We start from the raw sequence: 24,612 nt of genomic DNA, 5'->3' as shown, positions 1-24,612 counted from the left end.
GCTGGCTGCCAGATCGGCTCGAGTGGCCCTGCTCTCTTATACCGAAAGTTCTAAGGCGCTGGCCGGCCTGAAACTAAAACACATGCGGGGATAAAATCGGGCGGGAAGGTGAGTGGAAGGGGCCGCTCTTGCTGCGCTATGCAACACGAGTCCTGTCGGCCCCTGCCCAATGATCGCCGCACCAGGTGCAGCTTGCCCGATCATAAGAATTCTGTCCCCCAGAATACATATTCGGATTGTATGGATCGCTGGCAGGCGACACCTCCGATTGTATGTTGTCTACCATATAGGCTCAGGATGATTCGCGGCTCAAGTAAAAACGAATCGGTATGCGCATATTTTTTCATCGCCGCCCGAATCAGCGACTTTTCCCGCCCCTCGGCCTTCGCCGCTGATCCGCCATTGACCTACCGCGACACCTGCCTATCGTAAGGGTCCAACGGATCAGGAAAGACCCTACTCATGGCAAACGGCTACTTGACGACGCATGTTTTGGACACCGCACGCGGACGCCCCGCAGGGGGGATGGAGATCACGCTGTACCGGATCGAAGGGACCAACCGCATGAAGCTGGTCCAGATGAGCACAAATGCCGACGGGCGCACCGACACGCCGATCCTGCCCAAAGGCCAGTTTGCAGCCGGCACGTACGAGCTGGTGTTCGACGCCGGTGGCTATCTCGACGCGATTGGGGCAGAGCCAGAGGCACCGCGGTTCCTTGATCAAATCCCGCTGCGTTTTGGCATTTCGGACACGGACGCGCATTACCACGTGCCGCTTTTGCTGTCGCCTTTCGGGTATTCCACCTATCGCGGCAGCTGAACGTCGCTGCCGGATGTGACGTGAGGGCGCGATGCTTGCATTGCGCGGCTGCCCCGTGGCACATTACCTGTCTGATCAGACAGGAAAGCGCCCATGTCCACGCATGTAAACACCCCGACCGAACTGGCCCAAAGCCACCTGCCACAGGTGACTGACCCCCGCAATCCGGGGATGCCGTTGGATATGGATTGGGTGCGCGCCGTGCAGGTGAACACCTCTGCGGTAGAGCGCCGTGCCGCTGGCCTGCCCGCACGCCGGTCCGTGAAAAAAGACCATCAAGCCGCGTGGCTGCTGCGCGCCGTCAGCTGTATCGACCTGACCACGCTGTCGGGGGATGATACCGCCCGCCGTGTAGAACGGCTTTGTGCGAAGGCCCGTCAACCGATTGCGCCCGCGCTGCTGGACGCGCTTGGCATGTCACAGATCACCGTGGGCGCGGTCTGTGTCTACCACGAGATGATCGCCCCCGCCAAAGCAGCACTGCAGGGCACGGGCATCCCGATTGCCGCCGTTTCTACAGGTTTTCCCGCCGGTCTCTCCCCGTTCGAGCTGCGCCTGCGCGAGATCGAGATGAGCGTCGCCGCCGGTGCCGCCGAGATCGACATCGTTATTTCGCGCCGCCATGTCCTGTCGGGCGACTGGCAGGCGCTTTATGATGAAATGCGTGCCTTCCGCGCCGCATGCGGCGATGCCCACGTCAAAGCGATCCTCGCAACCGGAGAGTTGGGCAGCCTGCGCAACGTCGTGCGTGCGTCGCTGATCTGCATGATGGCGGGGGCAGATTTCATCAAAACCTCGACCGGCAAGGAAAGCGTTAATGCGACCCTGCCCGTGACTCTCGTGATGATCCGCGCGATCCGCGACTATTTCGACCGGACCGGCTTCCGCGTCGGCTATAAACCTGCGGGCGGGATCTCAAAAGCTAAGGACGCACTGGTCTATCTTGCCATGATGAAAGAGGAATTGGGCGACCGCTGGTTGCAGCCTGACCTGTTCCGTTTCGGGGCGTCGTCGCTGTTGGGCGACATCGAACGCCAGCTCGACCACCATGTGTCGGGCAGCTATTCCGCAAGCCATCGTCACGCCATCAGCTGAGCCGCGTGAAACCAATGTCGGATTTGAGTATTTTGAAAAGGGTGAACCCATGAGCGTGTCCGAAATCTATGAAACCATGGACTATGGGACGGCACCGGAGAATGCCGCTGACGCGCTGGCGTGGCTGGTCGATCAAGGCAGCCGTTTCGGGCATTTCATCGACGGCGCGTTCACCGACGCACGCGATGATTTCGAAAGCAGCAACCCCGCCAATGGCAATGTGCTGGCAACGTTGACGCAGGCCAGCCAAGCAGAGGTCGACACCGCGGTTGCCGCGGCGCGCAAGGCACAGCCCAAATGGGCCAAGCTGGGCGGTCACGGGCGTGCGCGGTTCCTATATGCCTTGGCGCGGTTGCTGCAGAAACACAGCCGGTTGTTCGCCGTGCTGGAAACGCTGGATAACGGTAAACCCATACGCGAGGCGCGCGATGTGGATGTGCCCTTGGCACAGCGGCATTTCTACTATCACGCAGGCATGGCCCAGTTGATGGAGTCCGAGCTTCCCGACGCAGAGGCGCTTGGCGTGTGTGGGCAGATCATCCCGTGGAATTTCCCGCTATTGATGCTGGCGTGGAAAGTCGCACCTGCTTTGGCGATGGGGAACACGGTGGTATTAAAACCGGCGGAGTATACGTCGCTTACTGCGCTGCTGTTTGCGGATATCTGTGTGCAGGCGGGCCTGCCCAAGGGTGTCGTCAATATTGTAACAGGCGACGGTGCCGTGGGCGAGTTGATCGTGCAGGCGGATGTCGACAAGATCGCCTTTACTGGATCAACGCCCGTGGGCCGGCATATCCGCGAGGTGACAGCCGGGAGCGGCAAGGCGCTGACGCTCGAGCTGGGGGGCAAGTCGCCCTATATCGTATTCGACGATGCGGATCTGGATTCAGCCGTCGAGGGGCTGGTCGACGCGATCTGGTTCAATCAGGGGCAGGTCTGCTGTGCAGGCTCGCGCCTGCTGGTGCATGAGCCTGTGGCGGATCGGTTCTATGCCAAGCTGCGGGCGCGGATGGCGAAGCTGCGGGTCGGTGATCCGCTGGATAAATCCGTGGACGTGGGCGCGCTGGTCGATCCCGTTCAGGTGCAGCGCGTGACCGATATGGTCGCGGCCAACACCAGTGGCGAAGTCTTTACCGCAGGCGATATCCCTGCGACCGGCTGCTATTATCCCCCAACACTGATCACCGGCATGAACCCTGCCGATGCCTTGATGCAGGACGAAATCTTTGGCCCCGTGCTGGTATCCACCACATTCCGCACCCCCGCCGAGGCGGTCGAACTGGCCAACAACACCCGCTACGGTCTGGCCGCGACGGTCTGGTCCGAGAATATCAATCTGGCGCTGGATATCGCGCCCAAGCTGGTCGCGGGCATCGTCTGGGTGAACGGGACCAACATGATGGATGCCGCCGCAGGCTTTGGCGGGGTGCGCGAAAGCGGCTTTGGTCGCGAAGGCGGCTGGGAAGGGCTGGCAGCCTATACCCGTTCGAAAACCACGCAAAAGCCGTTGAAAGAGGTCACCGCCCTTACCGGCAGTGGCACGCCCGCAGACCCGATTGACCGAACCGCAAAACTCTATATCGGGGGCAAGCAAAGCCGTCCCGACAGCGGCTATTCCTCACCTGTGTGGGGTAAGTCCGGCGATCTGCTGGGGCATGTCTCGCTCGCGTCGCGCAAGGATGTGCGCAACGCCGTGGAGGCCGCGCACGCTGCAAAGGGCTGGAGCAAGACAACTGGCCATTTGCGCGCGCAGATCCTGTATTACATCGCTGAAAATCTAGCGGCGCGCGAGAATGAATTCGCGCAACGGCTGGATGCGATGCAGGGTGGCAAGGCCGGCAAAGCCGAGGTTGATCTGGCGGTCAAACGGCTGTTCACCTATGCCGCCTGGGCCGACAAATACGACGGTCAGGTGCATGGCGTGCCGATCCGCGGGGTCGCGCTTGCGATGAAAGAACCCGTTGGCGTTATCGGCGCACTTTGCCCCGCAGAGGCCCCATTGCTTGGGCTGATCTCCTGCATGGCCCCGGCGATTGCCATGGGCAACCGTGTCATTCTTGCGGCCAGCGGCCCCTTCCCGCTTGCGGCGACGGAGTTTGTTCAGGTTCTAGAAACCTCTGACGTACCGGCGGGTGTGGTAAATATCCTAACCGGCCCGCAAAAGGACACGGCCGAAACACTGGCGCGGCATATGGATGTAAATGCGGTCTGGAGCTTTGGCGACAAAGCGCAAAGCGAAACCGTGGAACGGGCCAGCGCGCAGAACCTCAAACGCACATGGGTGAACAACGGCATGGCGCGCGACTGGGATGGGGCGGAGGGCGAAGGCAAAGCGTTCTTGCAAGCCGCGACCTCGGTCAAGAATATCTGGATCCCCTACGGCGAATAACGTCTGCTTGTCCTGCTGAAACGAAAAACGGGCGCTGTGGAGCGCCCGTTTTTCTGTATGTGTGGTTTGCTAAAGGAGCCGTCAGTCGTTCTGAACTGGTGCGGTGCCATCGACCCCTTGGGGTTGCCCGACGACGACAAAGGCCAGTCCTTCGGGATCAAGCAACTCATCTGCAACGCGCTTCACATCATCCAGGGTCACGGCTTCGACCTTGGCGTTGCGGGTGGCGATATAGTCGATGGGCAGGTCGATCATTTGCATCCCCACAAGGATACTGGCGATGGTCTGGTTGCCATCAAAGCGCAGCGGGTAGGAACCTGTGATATAGGTCTTGGCATCCTCCAGCTCTTGCTGGGTCACACCGTCGGCTGCGGCCTTGGTCCATTCCTCCTTGATTACGTCCATCGCCTGCCCGATCCGATCGTTGGCCGAGCTGACGGAGCCTTGGATCGTCTCTGCCAGATCCATAGGAACCAGAGAGGAATACACGCCATAGGTCAGCCCGCGCTTCTCGCGGACTTCGGTCATGAGACGACTTTCAAATGACCCGCCGCCCAAAACCTGGTTCAGTACCGTCGCAGTAAAGAAATCGTCGTCTTTCTGCGAGATACCGTTCTGCGCAAAGAGCGCGACCGATTGCGGCGTCGGGAAATCCACGACCGTCGTGCCCGAGGGGATGGTCACCTCGGCACGAGGGGGCAGCGGCGCGCCGGTCTTAGGTAGATCTCCCAGCAGGTCGTCCAGCATCAGGCCAAGCGCTTCGGGCGTAATATCCCCCACCGCGCCAATGAAGATGCGGTCGCGGGCCAGAACCGCCTTGTGCGCCGCGATCAGGTCGTCACGGGTCAGGGCGGTCACGGTATCTTTCGTCCCGCTCAGGGGCGAGCCGTAGGGATGATCGCCATAGAGCAGTTCATCCATCTTCTTGCGCGCGATATCATTGGGGTCTTTGGCGCTGGACCGGATACCGGACAAAACCTGACCGCGCACGCGTTCAATTGCGTCGGGATCAAACCGGGGGAACTGCACCGCCTGTTTCAGCAGCGCAATGGAAGCATCCTGATTTTCGGTCAGAAAGCGCGTTGAGATTGCCAATGCGTCATCATCCACACTGAACCGGAAACTGCTCGCGAGACCTTCGGCGGCACGGGCGAAATCGCGCGCGTCCATGTCACCAGCCCCTTCTTCAAGCAGGCCGGTCATCAGGTTGGTAGCACCGCGTTTTTCGGGCGCATCCAGCGACGCGCCCCCGCGAAACCGCAGGTCAAGCGCCACGAAGGGGATCGAATGTTTCTCTACCAGCCAAGCGGTGATGCCACCGGGGGATGTGACCTCTTGGATATCCACCTCGGCGCGGGCGGGCAGAGCGGCTAAAATCGTCAGAACTACAGCGTAAAACAGTCTCATTCTGTCACCTCTTCGCGCATCAGCCACCCTGTGACAGAAGCCTCGCGGTTAAACACATCCTTGGCGGCTTGCATGATGTCATCGGCTGTCACGGCCTCGAGCACATCCGGCCAGTCTTGTACGTCTTGCACGCTCAGCCCGATCGCCAAGGCGCTGCCATAGCGATTGGCGACGCTATCGGCATTGTCGCGCGCATAGATTTGTTCGGCGCGGACCTGTTGCTTGATCCGTTCAAGCTGTTCGGCATCCACACCGTCTTTCATGAAACCGGCAACAGCCGCGTCCATCGCATCTTCGGCGTCCTGTAGGGAGACGCCGGGCTGCGGGACCACGACAATGTTAAAGGTCGTATCATCCAACGATTGGCCGCTGTAGAACGCCGCAGAATAGGTTGCAATTGACGTATCGAACTGCAGCTTTTCGGCGAAATAGGACGTCGTGCCGCCGCCCAGAAGCTCCGCCAATATCGTGAGCGCTGCTGCGGTTTTCTGATCACCGGGGTCACGCTCCTGGGCAAGATACGAACGGCTCACGTATTCCTGCGCGACGCGGTCATCGCGAAAAGTCAGACGGCGTTCAGCGGTTTGGGGCGGTTCTTGGGTGCGCAAACGTTCAGGCAGTTCGGGATTGGCGGGGATTTCACCGTAATTTTGCTCAGCCAACTGTCGCACATTGTCAGGTTCCACATCGCCAGAGACGACGAGAATAGCATTGTTGGGCGAATAGTAGAGCTTATAGAAATCTAGCGCGTCCTGCAGGTCCAGCTCGCGCATTTCGTGCATCCAGCCGATGACCGGCGTGCCGTAGCGGTGGTTGAGGTATTGCGCCGCGTTCAACTGCTCGCGGAATAGCGCGCTCGGGTCATTCTCGGTGCGTTGGTTGCGTTCTTCGATGATCACGTCGCGTTCGGTCGCGATGTTTTCCGGCGTCAGGCGGATATTTTTCATCCGGTCCGATTCCATTTGCATCATCAACTCGAGCCGATCCGCGGCAACCCGCTGGAAATAGGCGGTATAATCATAGCTGGTGAAGGCGTTATCGCGCCCACCATTCTTGGCAACCGTGGCGGAAAATTCACCGGCTTCCATCTTATCGGTGGCCTTGAACAACAGATGTTCGAGAAAGTGCGCCACGCCGGAAGACCCTTTGGGTTCATCCGCGGAACCAGCACGGTACCACACCATCTGCTGCACGGACGGGGCACGGTGGTCTTCGACGACCACGACCTCCATCCCGTTATTCAGCGTGAAATGGGTGACGTCTTCGTTGTCTCGCGCCAGCGCCGCTGAGGTGGGCAAGGCAAGCGCGACTAAAGCCCCGAGGGCCGGTAATCTGATCATGGTCGGTCCTTTGAGCAGGGTCCTAAGACCTCTTACTTACGCCACCTCGCGGGGCGATCAAGGGACCTAACAGAATTGTAATTCAGCCAGCGTCACTCTGCCGGAGGCGCAGAGGGTGTGCGCGCACCGGCACGACGCCAACGCGCGGCCTCGCGGGGGGCGTCAAGGATCTGACGTTTATAGGCTTGGTCGTAGCGATCTGTCGGTACGATCTTGATCTGCGTGAACCGCGCCTTGCGTTTGCGGAAGGCGGCGTCGGTTTCGGCCAGTTCCTGACGGATATTGTTGGTTACACCCATGCGGCTGGCCTGTTGTACCAGCGCCGCGTCGGACGCCGGAATGCCCTCGGCGTTGCTTTGCGGCGTGCCGCCAAAGGCCAAGACCCCTTCGGCAACCGCATTACGATCGGTCAGGTTCGCCTGCCCCGGTGTTGGCACGGGCAGCGTGGTATAGCTATCAGGCTGCTGCAGCGACTTGGCGGGCTGGATCATGAATTCGTCAGGCCCTTTCGCAGAGCTGCGAATGTCCCGCAGGCCAGTGTTGCCGCAGGCCCCAAGGGCAAGCGGTAGCAAGACAAGAGCGGCGACAAAGCGCATGACGGATCTCCTTAAGGACTTGTTAAGGTCTTTGTACCAATATCGCAGTCACGCGGTAATTGTCACTGGCCTTTTTTCGGGGCCTTTTTCGGTGTGGCTTTTGCCGGTTTCTTGGGGTCGCCCGTGAAATAAATCAGCCCCAACGCGCCCGCGAAAATGAAGATATCCGCGATGTTAAAGACGAAAGGATTATTGATACCACAGCAAGACATGTTCAAGAAATCAAGTACATAGCCATAGATCAACCGGTCAACGACATTCGCCAGTGCGCCACCGATCAGCATGCCTGCGCTGATATTGGCCCAAAGGCTCATGGTTTGGCGACTGGCCCAGACCACCACACCCACGCAGATGGCGCAGGCCAGCCCGATGAGGATCCAACGACTTGCGTCGGACCCGTCACCGAAAAGGCCAAAGTTGATCCCGCGGTTCTCGCCGTAGCGAAAGTTGATCAGCGGCGGCAATACGTCGATAGACCGGATGCGGCTGAGCTCCATCGCGTGCACAACAATGTACTTGCTCAGTTGATCCGCCAAAAACGCCGCGAAACCGGCCCAGAAAATAATACGCATATCGACCGCTTTCCGTGATTAGTGGCGGAAGTGGCGCATGCCGGTAAAGACCATGGCAAGCCCGGCCTCGTCCGCTGCTGCGATCACTTCGTCGTCCCGCATCGACCCACCGGGCTGGATAAGCGCTGTCGCCCCTGCTTCTGCGGCAGTGATCAACCCGTCAGCAAAGGGGAAGAACGCATCGGAAGCGACGACAGAGCCCTGCGTCAGCGGTGCGGGCAAGCCCATGGCTTCGGCCATGTCCTGTGCCTTGCGTGCGGCGATACGTGTGCTGTCGACCCGGCTCATCTGGCCGGCACCGACGCCCACGGTCGCGCCATCTTTAACGTAAATGATTGCGTTGGATTTCACGTGCTTCGCGACAGTCCAAGCGAACATCAGATCCGACAGCTCTTGGTCGGACGGCTGACGCTTTGTCACGACCTTCAGGTCATCCATAGTAATGCGACCGACGTCTTTGTCTTGCACCAGATAGCCCCCCGACACCTGACGGAACGACAGCGCTGCCTGTGCCGGATTGGCCAGACCGTTGGTGGTCAGCAAGCGTAGATTCTTTTTCTTTCCGAAAATCTCCATCGCTTCGGGTGTGGCGTTCGGGGCGATCACGACCTCCGTAAAAATCGCGCTGATTGCATCGGCGGTTTCTGCGTCAAGCGTCTGGTTCAAGGCGATAATCCCGCCAAAAGCGCTGGTGCGGTCACAGTCAAACGCGCGGGTATAGGCATCGACCATCGACGTGCCTTGTGCCACGCCGCAGGGGTTAGCATGCTTGATGATCGCACAGGCAGGCCCTTTGGCCGGATCGAATTCGCTGACCAGTTCAAAGGCTGCATCGGTGTCGTTGATGTTGTTATACGACAGCTCTTTACCCTGATGCTGGGTGGCTGTGGCGACGCCCGGACGGGCCGACCCATCGGTGTAGAACGCCGCTTGCTGGTGGGGGTTTTCACCATAGCGAAGGGTCTGTGCCAGCGTGCCGCCCACGGTACGACGACGCGGGGTGCCCCCGACTTGCGCGGCCATCCATGTGCTGACCGCCGTGTCATACGCCGCCGTGCGGGCATATGCCGTCTGCGCCAAACGCTGACGTAACGCATAGGTAGTCTGGCCGTTATTCTCGGAAAGCTCGTTGATCACTGTCGTGTAATCTTCGACATCGACGATCACATTCACAAAACCGTGGTTCTTGGCCGCCGAGCGGATCATCGCAGGCCCACCGATATCGATATTCTCGATCACCTCGGCGTATTCCGCACCCTTGGCGACGGTTTCTTCGAAGGGGTACAGGTTCACCACAACCAGATCGATCGCGCCAATGTCGTGCTTACCCATCGCCGCGACATGTTCGTCATTATCCCGCAACGCCAGCAACCCGCCATGCACAACGGGGTGCAGAGTTTTCACCCGTCCGTCCATCATCTCGGGGAAGCCGGTGACCTCGGACACATCTTTCACCGTCAGACCTGCATCGCGCAGCGCCTTGGCGGTGCCGCCGGTGCTCAGCAATTCGACCCCATGCGCCGCGAGCGCCTGCCCCAGCTCGACCAGACCGGTCTTGTCAGATACGGAAAGAAGCGCGCGGGAGACGGGGTAGAGATCAGGCATCAGGGAGGTTCCTTTGGTCAATCTTGGTCATCATATGGATCGTCGAGCGATAAATCACGCACGCCAATCGCAGTTTCCTGCGCTTTGGACAAGGACCACCTGACCCTGCTGGCATAGTCAACGACCCGCCCGCTGAGTAGAATCTGCACGGACGCACGGGGTTTAAGGCGGTTGCGCTCTAGGTAAACGCTTGGTTCCAAAGACAGTTTATGGGTCCCGTCGTGGCGGAAGACCCAGATTTCGCCGCTTTTCTGCGCCATAGAGATCGCCGCCCCGCCCAGATCAACAGTGGCATCCACATCGGGGTGTAGGTGAAAACGAATCTCGAACGGGATACCGCCCAGTTTCACCGCGTCCATTTCGCGGTCAAAGGCGCGCTTTTCGGCTTCCTCTATGGCCAGCAGCATATCCTCGCCCGCAAGACCGCGACCGTCATGGGCCAGTTCAAGACTGCGCGCATGGGTCAGACCAAAGCCCGCGACATACCCATTATGCCCGCCCTGAAACTGCGTACCATCCCCGACCGACCCAATTTCGACGGGCACATAAGTCGGGCATTCAATAAGGGCCTCCGCCCCTGTGTACCGGTCCGGCTCTGCCAGACGCGCGCTGGAATACCCCCCTAGCGACAAGCCCGAATGCGACGGCGTCGCGCGCCCCGCCCGGCGCCAATCGGCACCAAATGAATCACCCGGGCCGCAGTTCACGACCAAGGGACGGCGCCCGCTGGTCAGTTCAAACGCAAGCGTAGAGGCATGCGCATTGAACGATGCCGCCCCACCCGGAGGCGGGCTGGCGTCAACAATCACGCTGGTGCGCCCTGCTGACAAACGCGCATAGCCCATCGACAACCCGTCCGGCTGCCGTGTCTTGATCTTGGCCGTTGCCAAAGCATGATCAAGCCATCCCTCGGCTCCGCGACCGCCGCCATGAAACCGCGCCAAGCCACCGTCAGCATGGCGCAACGTCCGCAACGTTGGGGCGATGCGTTCGATCGCTTCCATATGCGCAGCCGGCGTGCCGCGCCCTGCATCGCTAAGCGCGGCGGCGGCCCATGTCAGAAGGGTGAAAGCGTGCAATAGCTCTTCGGGGTTACGGGTGGGCAACCCACCTTGCGCGTCGATTTGCGCCTCGCACTCGCGGGCCAACGCCTTGATCGCAGGATCGGCGCGCGCCTCTTGCCCTTCAAGCGAAAGACCGGCGTAGATCAACCCTGTCAACGCTTCGAACCGCGGCAATCCGGGGGCTGCAGCATGCCAACGGCGCGACAGGAAATCAGTTTGTTCGACCAGCGAGCGATAGAAGATATCGCTTTCATTTTGCGAGGTGCCGCGCAGCACAAACAGCGCGTGATTGATCCAGCGGATCAGCCGCCGGCCGGTCAGATCAGCGGTCCAGCCGATGCCACGGCCCTTGCCGTAATGGTCGATCCAGCCCCAAAGCCAACGCTGTGCGGTGGCACGCGCGCGCGCATCGCCGACCGCAGCCAGATCATCCATCCAGGCAAAGCCGTGCAGATCACGGGCAAAATCCTGATCCGGCGTGGCGACTTCCCAGAGGCTCGAGGCGTCCGGTGCTTCGATCAGGCTGCCTGAAAACAAAAGGTTGCCCGCAATCAACTGCCGCCCGCGTGCAAATGACCCTATCGTGCGGGGTTCGGGCGAGGAAACGAATCCCGTGGCTTTGGTACGCGTCTTGGTCGCGGCACGGGCGTGCCACTGATTTAAAAAACGCGTTTTTCGCGCATTGAAGCTGGTACTTGTCATGCGGCTGCCCTTGTACGCTCTGCTGGCGTTTCGCGGATGTTAGCCGCTGTTGCCACCTGAGTCACCGCATTTTGACAGGCCGTTTCTCGGGCGACGAAAATCCGCCCGCGCATTGGGGATGTTTAAGCGTCCTTGCGCAGGCAGACGATGTAGAACCCGTCCATACCACCCAAATCAGGCCAGTAATCTGGACGCAAGCGCAGCCCGCCCTCTTCTGTGGTCCATGCCGACTCTACGCCGGCCACGGCCAAGGCATCGGGGTCCACACGCATGTCAGCGTGACGTTCCAACGCTTCGTCGACCTGCACCTCGCCCTCGTCGGGCAGCAGCGAGCAAGTACAGAAAACCAAGCGGCCGCCAGGGTTTAGCAGCGACCAAGCATGGTCGATCAATTCCGACTGCAGTTCGATCAGGTCGCCGAATTCCGAACCATCCTTGGCATGGGGCAGATCAGGGTGCCGACGGATCGTTCCCGTCGCAGAGCAGGGCGCATCCAGCAAAATCGCATCGAACATTCCCTCGAATCGCCGCGCATCAACGACAACCGATTTGGCCGGCAGGTGTACCCGCGCGAGGTTTTCTTTGACCCGCTGCATCCGCTGTTTCGAGCTGTCGACGGCCGTGACCTGTGCACCCGCAGCAGCAAGCTGCATGGTCTTACCGCCCGGCGCGGCGCAAAGATCCAGAACGGCCTCGCCCTTTTGCGGCGCAAGGATTTTGACCGGCAACGCGGCAGCCGCATCCTGAACCCACCAATCACCTTCGGCGAAACCGGGCATGGTTGTCACCTGCCCTGCATCCACAACGCGCACCGAACCCGTTGGCAGAACGACACCGCCCACGGCCTCTGCCAGTGCTGCGGGGTCGCGTTTGGCGGTCAAATCAAGCGGTGCACCTGCGAAATGCGCGGCTTCGATGCCGGTTATTGCCTCGGGGCCCCACGCCTCGGTAAGCGGACCACGTAGCCACTTGGGCAACCGTGGAGAGCGCAAGGCCGCCCAAGCTTCAGACCCTTCGGCGGCAATCTTGCGCAGCACTGCGTTAGTCAGCCCTTTGAGGTGACCCAGTTTTTTATGCGTCGCGACCAGTTCAACCATCGCATTCACCACGCCATGCGCCGCACCGCCCTGACAAAGCTCGACCGTGCCGACTCGCAACGCATTGCGCACGGTCAGCGGCGGATATTTCGAGAGGTGTTTCTGAAGCAGGCGATCCGCCCTTTCCATCCCACGCAAGGTATCAGTGGCCAGACGTTGTGCCCGCGCACGATCATCGGGGGGCAGCTTGTCCAGCACACCCGCCGCAAGAAGCTCTGACATCAAACGTTCTTCCCCCAGGATCATATCCAAAAGGTACACCGCACTTCTGCGGGCCTGAACGCCGGTGTCTGACATGCGATACGCTTTCTTCTTTAGGGTGCCCGGGTTGTCTGGGCTTGGTTCCGGCGTATATCAAGGTGACAGTGGCCTCAAGAGGATGAGAGAATGACCGAAGCCGTCAAACGACCCATGCCAAGCCCACCCCATGATCCGACCCCCATGCCGGAGCCCGGGCCGGATATTCCACCGCAACCCACGCCCGATCCGATGCCTATGGTAAACCAAGAGCTTCCCGCCGCCGCGCAACGCGCGTTGGCGGAGGCCGCAGAACGCCGGAAGGCAGCACAAGCGTTGGACCTTCCGACAGAACTTGGGGGTCGCGACGGGCCAGAACCGGTCCGCTATGGCGATTGGGAAAAGAAGGGGATCGCGGTCGATTTCTAAAGTCGTCGCGCATCAGGAAATTGGATAGTGTACAGGGTCAAGCGCAGCGTAAACTGCCGAGAAACCAACGGATCACCGCAACGAGAATATCGCCGACTGACCTGTACCCTTGTCCGATGTGAAACGGATTTTTCCACCATTTACAGCGACTTCCTGACAATTATAGCCAAGGTCATCATCGCCCCAAGTTAGACTGCGGCAGAAATATCCGCCCTTCCAAACCCATTTCCCTGACACGTCCCAAACGGCACCGGTGCCCGAAATACCGCCGCTTTCAGAAACCCGCAATTCGACCAGCGGGCGGGTTAGCGTCTTACCCTCGACCACCGAGACAAAGTCGCGTTGACTGTCTAGTTTCTGATACTCGGCCCACGCGGGGCCGATCAGCGCCATAAACGCCGCGCACGTCAGTAATGTCAGTTTTCTCATCACACCCTCCGACCAGATTGTTCACACGAACATACGGGACAAAGGTTAAGATAGTTTCACCGCAGTTAAAGGATAGGGCGGCGTCGGCGTTCAGTCATTCAGCCCTAAAACGTCAAGCATATCATACGCGCCGGCAGGTTTTCCCTGCCCCCAAAGTGCGGCTTTGATGGCACCGCGCGCAAAAACAGCGCGATCAGAGGCGATGTGCCGCAAGATGATTCGCTCCCCTGCGGCAGCAAACATCACGTCATGCTCACCGACAATGTCACCGCCACGGATCGCCGTAAAACCGATATCGCCGCGCTTACGTGCACCGGTGATACCATCGCGCCCGCGATCAGAGACATCGGCCAGTGCAACACCGCGCCCTTCGGCGGCTGCCTCGCCGAGCATCAACGCCGTACCCGAAGGCGCGTCGACTTTCTGATTGTGATGCGCCTCGATCACCTCGATATCAAAATCTGCGTCCAGCGCGGCCGCGACCCGTTTGGTCAACTGGGTCAACAGGTTGACGCCCAAGCTCATGTTACCAGCGCGCACGATAACTGTCTGTTTCGAAGGTGCATCCAGACCGGTGATCTGCGCATCGGACATCCCCGTAGTGCCTATGACATGGACCACACCAGCTGCCGCAGCGACTTTCGCAAAGGCGAGGGTCGCTTCGGGTGCGGTGAAATCAATAACCGCCTGCGCGTCTTTCATCGCCGCTGCGGGATCATCGGTGACGAACACGCCGATTGCTGCGCCGCCCATGGCCACACCGATGTCCTGACCGACCCACGCATGCCCTGCCCTTTCAACCGCGCCTGCAAGATGCACCCGGTCGCTGGCTGAAACCTGCCCGATCAACATCTGGCCCATACGGCCCGAAGCCCCTGTAATCACTATGCCGGGTGTATCGCTCATGGTATGCTCCTTATTCGGCTTTGGTTTAGCGCGTGGTGATCTGCTTGGCAAAACCTCAACGAACCCTTAGATGAAGCGCATGGCAAAGAACAAGTTTCATGAGGGCTCAGGCCCGTCGCAACGGCAGCTTCGCGTAGGCGAAACCATTCGTCGCGCCTTATCGGATGTTTTGGCGCGTGGCGATGTCCACGATCCCGAGCTGAACCGGATGTCGATCACCGTAGGCGAAGTGCGCGCCTCTCCCGATCTAAAGATCGCGACGGCCTATGTGCTGCCTCTGGGCGGTGACGGGCAGGAGGACGTGCTCAAGCTGTTGGCCCGCAACAAAGGCGAACTGCGTCGCATGATGTCCAAAAAGCTGGCGTTGAAATTTGCGCCCGACTTGCGGTTCCAGCTGGACGAGACGTTCGACCGGATGGATGAAACGCGCCGGATGCTTGCGCAGGACGTGGTGCGCCGCGACGCCGACGCCCCGGACAGCGGATCGGATGACACGTGAAACGGTTCTGGGCAGCGCTTGGTTTCATGGGCTGGGCCGCTGCGCCCGTCCATGCGGAAACATGTCAAACGCTGACCTTTAACGGCACCGGCTATACTATATGTGACGTCGACCTGACGCAGGACCGGCTTGAGCTGTTCCTGTATGACCCCGAGGGCAAACCGCACGGGTATTTTAACACTCTCAACACCGCGTTGAAAAAGCAGGGCCAACAATTGGGCTTTGCGATGAACGCTGGCATGTATCACGATGACCGTGCGCCGGTGGGGTATTACCTTGAGAACGGCAAAGAGCATCAAAAGGTCATCAGCAGCGACGGCCCCGGCAATTTTGGTTTGCTGCCCAATGGTGTGCTGTGTCTGCGCGATGGTCGCGCCGATGTGATCGAGACAAAAGCTTTTGTGCGAAAGGCCCCCGATTGCCGCAGCGCCACCCAGTCAGGGCCCATGCTGGTGATCGACGGCAAGCTGCACCCGCGTTTTCTGAAAGATGGCACGTCGCGCTATATTCGTAACGGGGTTGGCACCAGCGCCGATGGCAAACAAGCGGTCTTTGCCATTTCTAACGAGACGGTGAATTTCTACGACTTTGCGCTGCTGTTTCGCGATCATTTGAAACTGCCGAATGCCCTGTATTTCGATGGCAATATCTCGAGACTGCGGGCCCCCGATCTGGGACGCAATGATCTAGGTTTCAGCCCGCTTGGGCCCATTATCGGCGTCGTGAAACCGGACGCATCGTAGCGCATAAAAGTTTTCTTGCCTTCGGCGAGGATTTTTCACCATTTGGAAGCCAGAGTCTCTGGGCAATCTCGCCGGACCTTTGATAGGAGGCCGGTAAATCAATTAAGGGCATTTGATATGGGTCGCAGGCGCAAGGGACGGGATATTTCGGGGTGGTTGGTGGTGGACAAGCCTGCCGGACCGACCTCTACCACCGTGGTGAACAAGGTCCGTTGGGCGTTGAACGCAAACAAAGCGGGCCATGCGGGGACGCTCGACCCCGAGGCGACCGGCGTTCTGGCGATCGCGCTTGGCGAGGCAACGAAGACCGTACCTTTCATCACGGATGCGCTGAAAGCCTATGAGTTCACAGTGCGTCTAGGCATTGCGACGAATACCGATGACGCCGAGGGCGAAGTGATCGCGACCTCTGATCTGCGCCCTGACGACGATGCCATCAAGGACGCTTTGGGCAAGTTTATCGGTGATATCCAGCAGGTGCCGCCGCAGTTTTCCGCCGTCAAGATCGACGGCCAGCGGGCCTATAAGCTGGCGCGCGAAGGCGAAACCATGGAACTGGCAGCCCGCCCGCTTTTTGTCGAACAGCTGTTGCTGGTGGACCGTCCCGACGCTGATCACGTGACGCTTGAGATGGTGTGCGGCAAAGGCGGCTATGTCCGTTCGATCGCGCGCGATCTGGGGCAGGCCTTGGGATGTCTGGGGCACGTGCGCGACTTGCGTCGCATCTGGTCTGGCCCGTTTGAAGCGTCCGAGGGGCTGACCCTGGCGCAAATCGAAGAAATTGCCCGCACTGACGCCTTGGATGCACATCTGTTGCCGCTGGAACAGGGGCTTCAGGATCTGCCCGAGGTCAAGGCCACCGCTGAGGGGGCCACACGTCTGCGCAACGGGAACCCCGGCATGGTGATCGCCCACAACGTCGAATACGGCGATGAGGTTTGGGCATCGTTCGAGGGCCGCGCGATTGCCGTTGGGCGGTTTAAAGCCGGAGAGCTTCATCCGTCCCGCGTGTTCAATCAGCCGACCCTTGCGTGATCACACGCAGCCATACCAAGGGTGATGCACCCTCGACGGCTGTCTACTCGGATTGCGAAAAATACCGCTACAGCCTGACCCGCGTGTGGAATCCCGATGCGGGGCGGGTGCTGTTTGTGATGCTAAATCCGTCAAAAGCGACAGAAATTGAGAATGATCCTACGGTCGAGCGTTGCGAGCGACGCGCCCGCGCCTTGGGGTTCGGGGGCTTTCGCGTCACCAATATTTTTGCTTGGCGCGAGACCAGCCCAAAGCTGATGCGCCAGGCTCAAGCCCCCATTGGACCGGATAACGACCTAATATTAAAAGAAAGCATCCTGTGGGCCGAACAGGTCATTGCAGCTTGGGGCACCCACGGGGCACACCTTGGGCGCGGGCCTGAGGTGCAAGATCTGCTTTTGGGCAGCGACAGGCCGGTGTACCATCTGGGCCTGTCAAAGGACGGGCACCCGAAGCATCCTTTGTACATCCGCTATACTCAGGTGCCGATTGTGTGGAAGTCTTAGCGTCGACTTAACTTTTTTACGTCTATGCTTTTGATGCGACCCTTGGGAACCGGGGTTTCTTCATGAGTACGCCTGCTATTTTGCGGGCATTAGAGGCGGATTTTCAGATGCTATTTCTTGCAGGGTTAATGGGGCTGATCACCGTCGGGGCCGCCGCCTTTATCGACATCAGTGTCGAGGAGGAGGAAGAAGAAGACTCCGATCTCGATGAAGATACCTCCACGGTCCAACTCATCTCTGGCACACCTGAGGGCGACTTGATCACCGGATCTGCCGGCAACGATCATGTCGCGGCCTATGACGGCGACGATCTTGTGCAGGCAGCGGGCGGCGATGACACTCTCTTTGGGGACAACGGCGACGACACATTGATCGGCGGTTCGGGGGATGATGACCTGCACGGCAATGACGGCGACGATGTGCTAGCAGGTGCCGAAGCGGCAGATAGGCTTACCGGCCACAATGATGATGATGTACTGCAAGGTGGGGCGGGCCAAGATACGCTGAATGGCTCTGCCGGGCAGGACTGGCTGTATGGCAACAGTGGTGCCGACGCTCTGATGGGCGGGCTTGGGGACGATGTGCTGACAGGTGGGCGCGGCGGCGATGCGCTGTTTGGCGGGTGGGGGAACGATACGATCAACGGTATCGTTGACCAAGACCCCCAAGACGCGCGCATCAGCGATACCGACGAAGGTGATTATCTGAATGGCGGTGGGGGTGATGATGTGATCCTTGCTGGATCCAACGACACGGTGACCCCGGGTGACGGGCGCGATGACGTGATCCTCGGTGATTGGGTCAGCCCCGACGGCATCGTCGACATTCGTGCTTTCGACATCGTAGATGACAGCCTGTTGCTGGTCTGGGACGACAGCGATGCAACCGCAATAGCGCCAAATGTGTCGGTAGAACCGGACCCGGACGATAGCCACTCTCACCTGATTTCGATGGACGGGACGGTCGTGGCGATGGTGCAGTCGGATCAGCTTCTGATGCCTGCCGATCTGTCGCTTATTCCGCTCAGCTCGGCCTTGGCTGCGGGGCTGACGCGCGGGGGAGTGTCATGAACTTTGTGTATCTGGTCTGGCCCATGCGGGTTTTAGATACAGTCACGCATTGAAGCGATCCTCAAACATTATGGCGAAATGATTGCGGGCCGCAAACCATTCTCGAACATTTCGGCCGCCTTTCTCAAACTTGCGGATCGCCAAGTAGATCAGCTTCGTGGCTGCGCCTTCGGTCGGGAACGATCCCCGCGTCTTAATCGATTTGCGGATTACACGGTTCAAGCTTTCAATTGCGTTGGTGGTGTAGATGATCTTTCGGATGGCGGGATCAAAAGCAAAGAACGGGATCACTTCCTGCCAAGCCCTGCGCCAGGCCGGTGCGATGGAGGCATATTTTCCGGCCCATTTTTCCTCGAAGGCATCCAACTCCAAACCAGCTTGATCGGCTGTAGGGGCGCTGTAAATCCGCCGTAGATCAGCGGCCACTTCCTTGCGATCTTTCCAGGCACAGAAGTTCAACGAGTGGCGCACGAGATGGACAATGCACGTTTGCACGGTCGCGTCCGGAAAGGCTGCTGTGATGGCATCAGGGAAGCCCTTGAGACCGTCTACGACCGCAATCAGGATGTCTTGCAGCCCACGGTTCTTAAGCTCTGTCATCACGGAGAGCCAAAATTTGGCGCCCTCGTTGTCAGCGATCCAAAGACCGAGAACCTCGCGCACGCCATCCTTGCTGACGCCAAGGGCCACGTAGACGGCTTTGTTCTTGACCATGCGGCTATCGGCGTCACGGATTTTGACCCGTAGAGCGTCAAAAATGACGATGGGATACATCCGGTCCAGCGCCCGGGACTGCCATTCCCGAACCTCATCCAGCACCGCATCGGTCACGCGGCTGATCAAGTCTGGCGAAACTTGCAGGCCATAGACGTCCTCAAGATGAGCACGGATATCGCGGACCGTCAGACCGGCTGCGTAGAGGCCAATGATCTTGTCATCCATCCCATCAATGCGGGTCTGACCCTTCTTCACCAGTTCAGGTTCGAAGCTACCGTCCCGGTCCCGTGGCACAGCGATAGGCAGTTCGCCGTCTTGCCCCTTCAATCTCTTGGCGGATGACCCGTTGCGACGGTTGGTCTGATCAGGCGGGGCATCCTTGCCGTCTTCATAGCCCAAATGTGACGTCAACTCAGCACCGAGCATTCGCTCCATCAGCTTGATCTTGAGCTCTTTCATTAGACCGGCATCGCCAAGCAGGTCTTCAGGCCGCTCGCAGCCCTTCAGTAGTTCGTCCAGCAGTTCCTCGGATATGGTCATCGTCCTTGCTCCTCTCAGGAAGCATGGACCAGATCGCAGTTACACAGAAGATCGGACACTCTCACGCGCGGATGAAAACTATGACTGCGCGCCCCTGCCCGCGCCTCCTCAATGCGGGGTACACTTCGACCGGACAATAATCCTTTGCCAAGAGGGCGAAACTTTCCTATACGCCCCCATCGCCCGTTGATTCCTGTCAGCGGGGGGATACTCCATGGGCCTGCGCTGGACGACATCCCGGCCTGTGCCATCACTTTAACCTTTCGAAAAGGAGACCCCGATGTCGATTACGCCAGAAGAAAAAGCACGCGTCATGAAAGAATTCGGCACCACAGAAGGCGACACCGGTTCGCCCGAAGTACAGGTTGCCATTCTGTCCTCGCGCATCGCAACGCTGACCGAGCACTTCAAAACCCACAAGAAAGACAACCACGGTCGCCGTGGCCTTTTGAAAATGGTTGCGACACGCCGCAAGCTGCTGGACTATGTCAAAGGTAAAGATGACGCGCGTTATCAGGACCTGATCAAACGTTTGGGCCTGCGCCGCTAACCCGCGCTGCACCGCCACAACGATGAAAACCGCTCCCTGGCAACAGGGGGCGGTTTTTTCGTTTACCTCTGTGCTTTAGTGATGTTTGCCAAAAGGAGGGCCCATGCCAATCAACCTGCGCGACCTCACCCCGCAAGATACCGACGCCGCCGCGCTGCTTTTCTTTGCTGCGGTGCATCAGGGCACGGCGGATGTGTATTCGGTCGAACAACGCATCGCGTGGGCCGGGAAAGCGCCTGCACCCGCCACATGGCGAGGGCGGTTTGACAACGTCTCGGGTATCGTGGCCTTGATAGACAACCGTATGGCAGGGTTCATGACCCTTGACCGCGAGGGGCTGATCGATCTGGCCTTTGTGCATCCCGATCATATGGGCACGGGCGTGGGGCGCACTGTGTATTTTGCCATCGAAGACCGTGCCCGCACATTCGGCGCGCGACGTCTTCGGACCTTTGCCAGCGAAATGGCAAAGCCGTTTTTCACGCGCATGGGCTGGACCGTCGAGACCCCCAATATCGTCACCAAAGGCGGGGTCACCTTGCAAAACTACAAGATGTTCAAGCCCTTGCCAGGCTGATCCCCTCGCCACTCTGCTGCGGCTTGCCCGCTGTGGCCAGCAGGGCCGCGTGCAGGGGTCAACGCTTCCCTTCCCATCGCATCGAAACTGCTGTATGGCCGCACAATCTGAAAGCCGGCGCCCGGACTCCAGCGCCCGACAAAGAAGATACCGGAGTCAGGGGGAATATGCCCTCTACGCAAATGGCCCGATCCGGGCCGAAACAGGAAACGTAGATGTTTAATGTAACGAAAAAATCCATGCAGTGGGGCGAAGAAACGCTGACACTGGAAACTGGCAAAGTGGCCCGTCAAGCAGACGGTTCGGTGATCGCGACACTGGGCGAAACCAGCGTCATGGCGAACGTCACCTTTGCACGCCAGCAAAAACCCGGTCAGGACTTCTTTCCGCTGACCGTACACTACCAAGAGAAATACTATGCCGCCGGTAAAGTGCCGGGTGGCTTCTTCAAGCGTGAGGCCCGCCCCACCGAGAAAGAAACCCTGACAGCCCGTTTGATCGACCGTCCGATCCGCCCGCTGTTCGTTCCCGGCTTCAAAAACGAAGTTCTGGTGATGTGTACCGTTCTGTCGCACGACCTGGTTAACGATCCCGATATGGTCGCGATGATCGCCGCCTCGGCCGCGCTGACCATTTCCGGCGCGCCGTTCCGTGGTCCGATTGCTGCCTGCCGCGTTGGTTTTGAAGGTGGCGATTACGTTCTGAACCCAACTGTTGACGACATGCAGGACCTGCGCCTGAATCCTGATCAACGTCTTGATCTGGTTGTCGCTGGCACCAAAGACGCGGTGATGATGGTTGAATCCGAAGCCTACGAGCTGTCGGAAGAAGAAATGCTAGGTGCGGTGAAATTCGCGCACGAGCAGATCCAGCCGGTCATCGACCTGATCATCGATCTGGCCGAAGACACCGCGAAAGAGCCGTTTGATTTCCAGCCGGTTGACTATTCGGACCTGTCCGCAGCTGTCAAATCCGCTGGCGAGGACGCTATGCGCGCCGCGTTTGCAATCGCAGACAAGCAAGAGCGCACAGCCGCGGTTGCCGCCGCACGCGAGACAATCAAAGCAGCCCTGACCGACGAGCAAAAAGACGATGCGAACCTTGGTTCCGCGTTGAAAGGCCTCGAAGCGTCCATCCTGCGCGGTGACGTTGTTAAAACCGGTACGCGTATTGACGGTCGCAAGACCGACGAGATCCGCGATATCGTGGCTGAAACCGGCATCCTGCCCCGTACCCACGGGTCGTCGCTGTTTACACGTGGCGAAACGCAGGGTCTGGTTGTGACCACGTTGGGCACCGGTGACGACGAACAGTTCATTGATGCGCTGCACGGCAATTTCAAATCCAACTTCATGCTGCACTATAACTTCCCGCCCTACTCGGTTGGTGAAGTTGGCCGCGTTTCGGGCCCTGGTCGTCGCGAAATCGGTCACGGCAAGTTGGCATGGCGCGCGTTGCAGGCGGTTCTGCCTGCGTCCACCGACTTCCCCTACACCATCCGCGTTGTGTCCGAGATCACTGAATCGAACGGCTCGAGCTCAATGGCGTCGGTTTGCGGTGGCTCCTTGTCCATGATGGACGCAGGCGTGCCGTTGAAATCACCGGTTGCTGGTGTTGCTATGGGTCTGATCCTCGAAGAAGACGGCTCCTATGCGATCCTGTCCGACATCCTGGGTGACGAAGACCACCTTGGCGATATGGACTTTAAGGTTGCCGGTACCGAAGCGGGCATCACATCGCTGCAGATGGACATCAAGATCGCCGGCATCACGCCCGAGATCATGGAAAAAGCTCTGGCACAGGCCAAGGCTGGCCGCGTTCACATCCTTGGCGAGATGAACAAAGCCATTTCCGGCGCGGGCGAATTCTCGGTCCACGCACCACGCATTGAAACGATGCAGATCCCAACCGACAAGATCCGTGAAGTTATCGGGTCCGGCGGTAAAGTGATCCGCGAGATCGTTGAAGTGTCCGGCGCGAAGGTCGACATCAACGACGAGGGCATCATCAAGATCGCATCGCCAAACGGCGACTCGATCAAGAAAGCCTACGACATGATCTGGTCCATCGTGGCCGAGCCTGAAGAAGGTGCGGTTTACACCGGTACCGTGGTCAAGATCGTTGATTTCGGTGCCTTCGTGAACTTCTTTGGCAAGCGCGACGGTCTGGTCCACGTATCCCAGATCGAAAACCGCCGCCTGAACCACCCTTCGGATGTTCTGAAGGAAGGTCAGGAAGTGAAAGTAAAGCTGCTTGGCTTTGACGATCGCGGCAAAGTGCGCCTGTCGATGAAAGTTGTCGATCAGGAAACCGGCGAAGAGATCAAAAAAGAAGAAGGCAGCGAAGAGTAATCATCCTCCTCGTTCTGAATACAGAAAGCCCCGGCAGTAATGCCGGGGCTTTTTTGTATCCTGTCTACGATACGTGTTTACCGTTTATCCCTCCATAAAGCCGTCCAGACGATCCCAAAGGGAGTTGTCGAGCAGTAGTTTGAACCGAAGGTAGAGCCCCTCCTGATACAGGTCGCTGCGCAGGGAGGACTTGCGCGTCGCGTGGTTATAGCCCAAGGCGATCAGCGCACCCTTGGTCGGGGCAAAGCCGATCTCTGCACCGATGCCGTTGGTCGTATTGCCTTGATTGTCCCACAGATGCGCGGCGTTCATGCCAATCTGGAACCGGTTGTTGCCGAATTCGTAGTTAAAGCCGGCCTGAAGCAACTGGGTCAGAGCCCGGGCAGAGATGCCGCCCGATGTCGTCAACCGTTGCGACTGGCCCGCGTATTTGGCGTTCAAGCGCAGATCGGCATCCATTTCATACGCTCCATCGACCGACCACATATGGGTTACCGACTTGGTCTCGCGCTGCTCGATGCGGTGCTCGTACCATGCCAGCACTTCAAGACGTGGATCGTGGACCGGGCGATAGGCAATACCGGCGCGCGACCGGATGCGGCGGTGATCACGCCCTTCGCGCTTGTCCAAGGCGACGCGGGTGCGGCCTAACATTGTGAAGTCCGGCGTGATCTTACCTGCGATACCGAAGCTCGCATAATGGGTATTTCCGGTGTCTTCGAACGTTGTGTCCGCATCGGCATCCCCCACCCAGCTTTGTGCGCTGGAGCCCCATTTCGCGCCGAGCGCTACGCTGGTTAGACGGTGATCGTCGGTTTCCATGCTGCGGGAATGTTCGATTCCGAAGCTGAAAGTCGTGTTCCCGTTCATCGCCCATTTGCCCATCATTGCTTGGGTAAACATGGTGTCCGAAGACCCCAAGCCTTTGACGAAATCCGTGCTTCCGCGCAGCCAGTCATTCAGGTCGTAGGAGAAACCAAGCTTGGCGTGTGTGGTCATAGTGTCGTCACCGAAGGCCATTTCGGCCTCACTATAGGCACGCCAGCCGGGAACGGGCTCGCGGTACATACCCAAGGTCAACTCCGTCGGACGGTCAGAGCCGCCAAAGGGATGACGCAGCTCTGCGGTGATGACGGTGCCGGGGCGGTTCGCCGGGGTCCAGCGGCCACCAAGGATCAAACCGGGATGGGCCTTTTTGGAGGTCGCAGTGTGATCCAGGCGGTACTCCAGCCCGATGTAGCCCTTGAGATTTGTGCTGAACTCTTTGGCATAGACGGCATCGACAGTCAGACGCTCTATGTCAGAGGTGCGGTCACGTACATAGTCCACACCGA

23 protein-coding genes are annotated in these 24,612 nt (G+C 59.2%); 12 read left to right on the top strand and 11 right to left on the bottom strand.

What is annotated here, in order from left to right; translation table 11 throughout:
• Nucleotides 1-462 precede the first annotated feature (462 nt).
• The 3 genes from uraH (at nt 463) to GLP52_RS13595 (ending at nt 4,306) form a co-directional block, all read left to right on the top strand.
• Entirely contained in the window at nt 463-822 is a 360-nt protein-coding gene (gene uraH, locus GLP52_RS13605; protein ID WP_093734087.1) for a hydroxyisourate hydrolase, read from the top strand.
• Between the two features lie 93 nt (nt 823-915).
• A complete protein-coding gene (gene deoC / locus GLP52_RS13600; protein ID WP_093734088.1) occupies nt 916-1,917 on the top strand; it encodes a deoxyribose-phosphate aldolase in 1,002 nt (333 codons plus the stop codon).
• A 49-nt stretch (nt 1,918-1,966) separates the two neighbouring features.
• On the top strand, nt 1,967-4,306 hold the full coding sequence (locus tag GLP52_RS13595; RefSeq protein WP_093734089.1) for an aldehyde dehydrogenase family protein: 2,340 nt from the start codon (nt 1,967-1,969) through the stop codon (nt 4,304-4,306).
• A gap of 81 nt (nt 4,307-4,387) precedes the next feature.
• Here GLP52_RS13595 and GLP52_RS13590 read toward each other — a convergent pair whose 3' ends face one another.
• The 7 genes from GLP52_RS13590 to GLP52_RS13560 form a co-directional block, all read right to left on the bottom strand.
• The gene (locus GLP52_RS13590) at nt 4,388-5,713 is read right to left on the bottom strand and encodes a M16 family metallopeptidase (RefSeq protein ID WP_237271112.1); all 1,326 of its coding nucleotides are present in this window, start codon (nt 5,711-5,713) and stop codon (nt 4,388-4,390) included.
• Entirely contained in the window at nt 5,710-7,053 is a 1,344-nt protein-coding gene (locus GLP52_RS13585; RefSeq protein ID WP_237271111.1) for a M16 family metallopeptidase, read from the bottom strand. The genes GLP52_RS13590 and GLP52_RS13585 overlap by 4 nt, the downstream gene beginning before the upstream one ends.
• Nucleotides 7,054-7,145: 92 nt before the next feature.
• Nucleotides 7,146-7,649: a DUF3035 domain-containing protein gene (locus GLP52_RS13580; RefSeq protein WP_093734091.1), complete on the bottom strand. Its 504-nt coding sequence runs from the start codon at nt 7,647-7,649 to the stop codon at nt 7,146-7,148.
• A gap of 62 nt (nt 7,650-7,711) precedes the next feature.
• Complete coding sequence (gene lspA / locus GLP52_RS13575; protein WP_093734092.1) at nt 7,712-8,221, bottom strand: signal peptidase II; 510 nt, start codon at nt 8,219-8,221, stop codon at nt 7,712-7,714.
• An 18-nt stretch (nt 8,222-8,239) separates the two neighbouring features.
• Nucleotides 8,240-9,826, bottom strand: coding sequence for a bifunctional phosphoribosylaminoimidazolecarboxamide formyltransferase/IMP cyclohydrolase (gene purH, locus GLP52_RS13570; RefSeq protein ID WP_237271110.1), 1,587 nt, complete (start codon nt 9,824-9,826; stop codon nt 8,240-8,242).
• Between the two features lie 17 nt (nt 9,827-9,843).
• Nucleotides 9,844-11,592 carry a heparinase II/III family protein gene (locus GLP52_RS13565; protein ID WP_237271109.1) on the bottom strand — a complete coding sequence of 583 codons (1,749 nt, stop codon included), beginning with the start codon at nt 11,590-11,592 and terminating at the stop codon, nt 9,844-9,846.
• A gap of 122 nt (nt 11,593-11,714) precedes the next feature.
• Complete coding sequence (locus GLP52_RS13560; protein WP_237271108.1) at nt 11,715-12,986, bottom strand: RsmB/NOP family class I SAM-dependent RNA methyltransferase; 1,272 nt, start codon at nt 12,984-12,986, stop codon at nt 11,715-11,717.
• A 90-nt stretch (nt 12,987-13,076) separates the two neighbouring features.
• On the opposite strand from GLP52_RS13560, the gene GLP52_RS19615 reads away from it, so the two are divergent.
• Nucleotides 13,077-13,355: a DUF1674 domain-containing protein gene (locus tag GLP52_RS19615; RefSeq protein ID WP_093734096.1), complete on the top strand. Its 279-nt coding sequence runs from the start codon at nt 13,077-13,079 to the stop codon at nt 13,353-13,355.
• A 72-nt stretch (nt 13,356-13,427) separates the two neighbouring features.
• On the opposite strand, the gene GLP52_RS13550 is transcribed toward GLP52_RS19615, so the two are convergent.
• Nucleotides 13,428-13,784, bottom strand: a complete 357-nt coding sequence (locus tag GLP52_RS13550; protein ID WP_093734097.1) for a dihydrodipicolinate reductase — start codon at nt 13,782-13,784, stop codon at nt 13,428-13,430.
• 90 nt (nt 13,785-13,874) lie between these two features.
• The gene (gene dapB / locus GLP52_RS13545) at nt 13,875-14,690 is read right to left on the bottom strand and encodes a 4-hydroxy-tetrahydrodipicolinate reductase (protein WP_093734098.1); all 816 of its coding nucleotides are present in this window, start codon (nt 14,688-14,690) and stop codon (nt 13,875-13,877) included.
• 79 nt (nt 14,691-14,769) lie between these two features.
• Here dapB and rbfA point away from each other — a divergent pair, with 79 nt between their 5' ends.
• The 5 genes from rbfA to GLP52_RS13520 all read left to right on the top strand — a co-directional run bounded on the left by rbfA (nt 14,770) and on the right by GLP52_RS13520 (nt 18,543).
• Nucleotides 14,770-15,189 (top strand): 30S ribosome-binding factor RbfA, encoded by a 420-nt coding sequence (gene rbfA, locus GLP52_RS13540; RefSeq protein WP_093734106.1) that lies wholly within the window; start codon nt 14,770-14,772, stop codon nt 15,187-15,189.
• The gene (locus tag GLP52_RS13535; protein WP_093734099.1) at nt 15,186-15,932 is read left to right on the top strand and encodes a phosphodiester glycosidase family protein; all 747 of its coding nucleotides are present in this window, start codon (nt 15,186-15,188) and stop codon (nt 15,930-15,932) included. Before rbfA ends, GLP52_RS13535 begins: the two co-directional genes overlap by 4 nt.
• Nucleotides 15,933-16,049: 117 nt before the next feature.
• Complete coding sequence (gene truB / locus GLP52_RS13530) at nt 16,050-16,967, top strand: tRNA pseudouridine(55) synthase TruB (RefSeq protein WP_237271107.1); 918 nt, start codon at nt 16,050-16,052, stop codon at nt 16,965-16,967.
• Nucleotides 16,964-17,473, top strand: coding sequence for a DUF1643 domain-containing protein (locus GLP52_RS13525; RefSeq protein WP_237271106.1), 510 nt, complete (start codon nt 16,964-16,966; stop codon nt 17,471-17,473). Before truB ends, GLP52_RS13525 begins: the two co-directional genes overlap by 4 nt.
• Nucleotides 17,474-17,535: 62 nt before the next feature.
• Nucleotides 17,536-18,543: a calcium-binding protein gene (locus tag GLP52_RS13520; RefSeq protein WP_237271105.1), complete on the top strand. Its 1,008-nt coding sequence runs from the start codon at nt 17,536-17,538 to the stop codon at nt 18,541-18,543.
• Between the two features lie 42 nt (nt 18,544-18,585).
• Here GLP52_RS13520 and GLP52_RS13515 read toward each other — a convergent pair whose 3' ends face one another.
• The gene (locus tag GLP52_RS13515; RefSeq protein WP_237273572.1) at nt 18,586-19,800 is read right to left on the bottom strand and encodes an IS256 family transposase; all 1,215 of its coding nucleotides are present in this window, start codon (nt 19,798-19,800) and stop codon (nt 18,586-18,588) included.
• Between the two features lie 280 nt (nt 19,801-20,080).
• On the opposite strand from GLP52_RS13515, the gene rpsO reads away from it, so the two are divergent.
• The 3 genes from rpsO (at nt 20,081) to pnp (ending at nt 23,278) form a co-directional block, all read left to right on the top strand.
• Nucleotides 20,081-20,350, top strand: a complete 270-nt coding sequence (rpsO, locus tag GLP52_RS13510) for a 30S ribosomal protein S15 (protein WP_093731948.1) — start codon at nt 20,081-20,083, stop codon at nt 20,348-20,350.
• A gap of 103 nt (nt 20,351-20,453) precedes the next feature.
• The gene (locus GLP52_RS13505) at nt 20,454-20,927 is read left to right on the top strand and encodes a GNAT family N-acetyltransferase (RefSeq protein WP_093731949.1); all 474 of its coding nucleotides are present in this window, start codon (nt 20,454-20,456) and stop codon (nt 20,925-20,927) included.
• Between the two features lie 215 nt (nt 20,928-21,142).
• Entirely contained in the window at nt 21,143-23,278 is a 2,136-nt protein-coding gene (gene pnp / locus GLP52_RS13500; RefSeq protein WP_237271103.1) for a polyribonucleotide nucleotidyltransferase, read from the top strand.
• Between the two features lie 84 nt (nt 23,279-23,362).
• Here pnp and GLP52_RS13495 read toward each other — a convergent pair whose 3' ends face one another.
• Nucleotides 23,363-24,607, bottom strand: coding sequence for a hypothetical protein (locus GLP52_RS13495; RefSeq protein WP_237273571.1), 1,245 nt, complete (start codon nt 24,605-24,607; stop codon nt 23,363-23,365).
• Nucleotides 24,608-24,612 lie beyond the last annotated feature (5 nt).

The organism is Sulfitobacter sp. M22 (assembly GCF_021736025.1).
GTDB lineage: Bacteria > Pseudomonadota > Alphaproteobacteria > Rhodobacterales > Rhodobacteraceae > Sulfitobacter > Sulfitobacter litoralis.
This window is presented reverse-complemented; position numbering and strand designations above follow the sequence as displayed.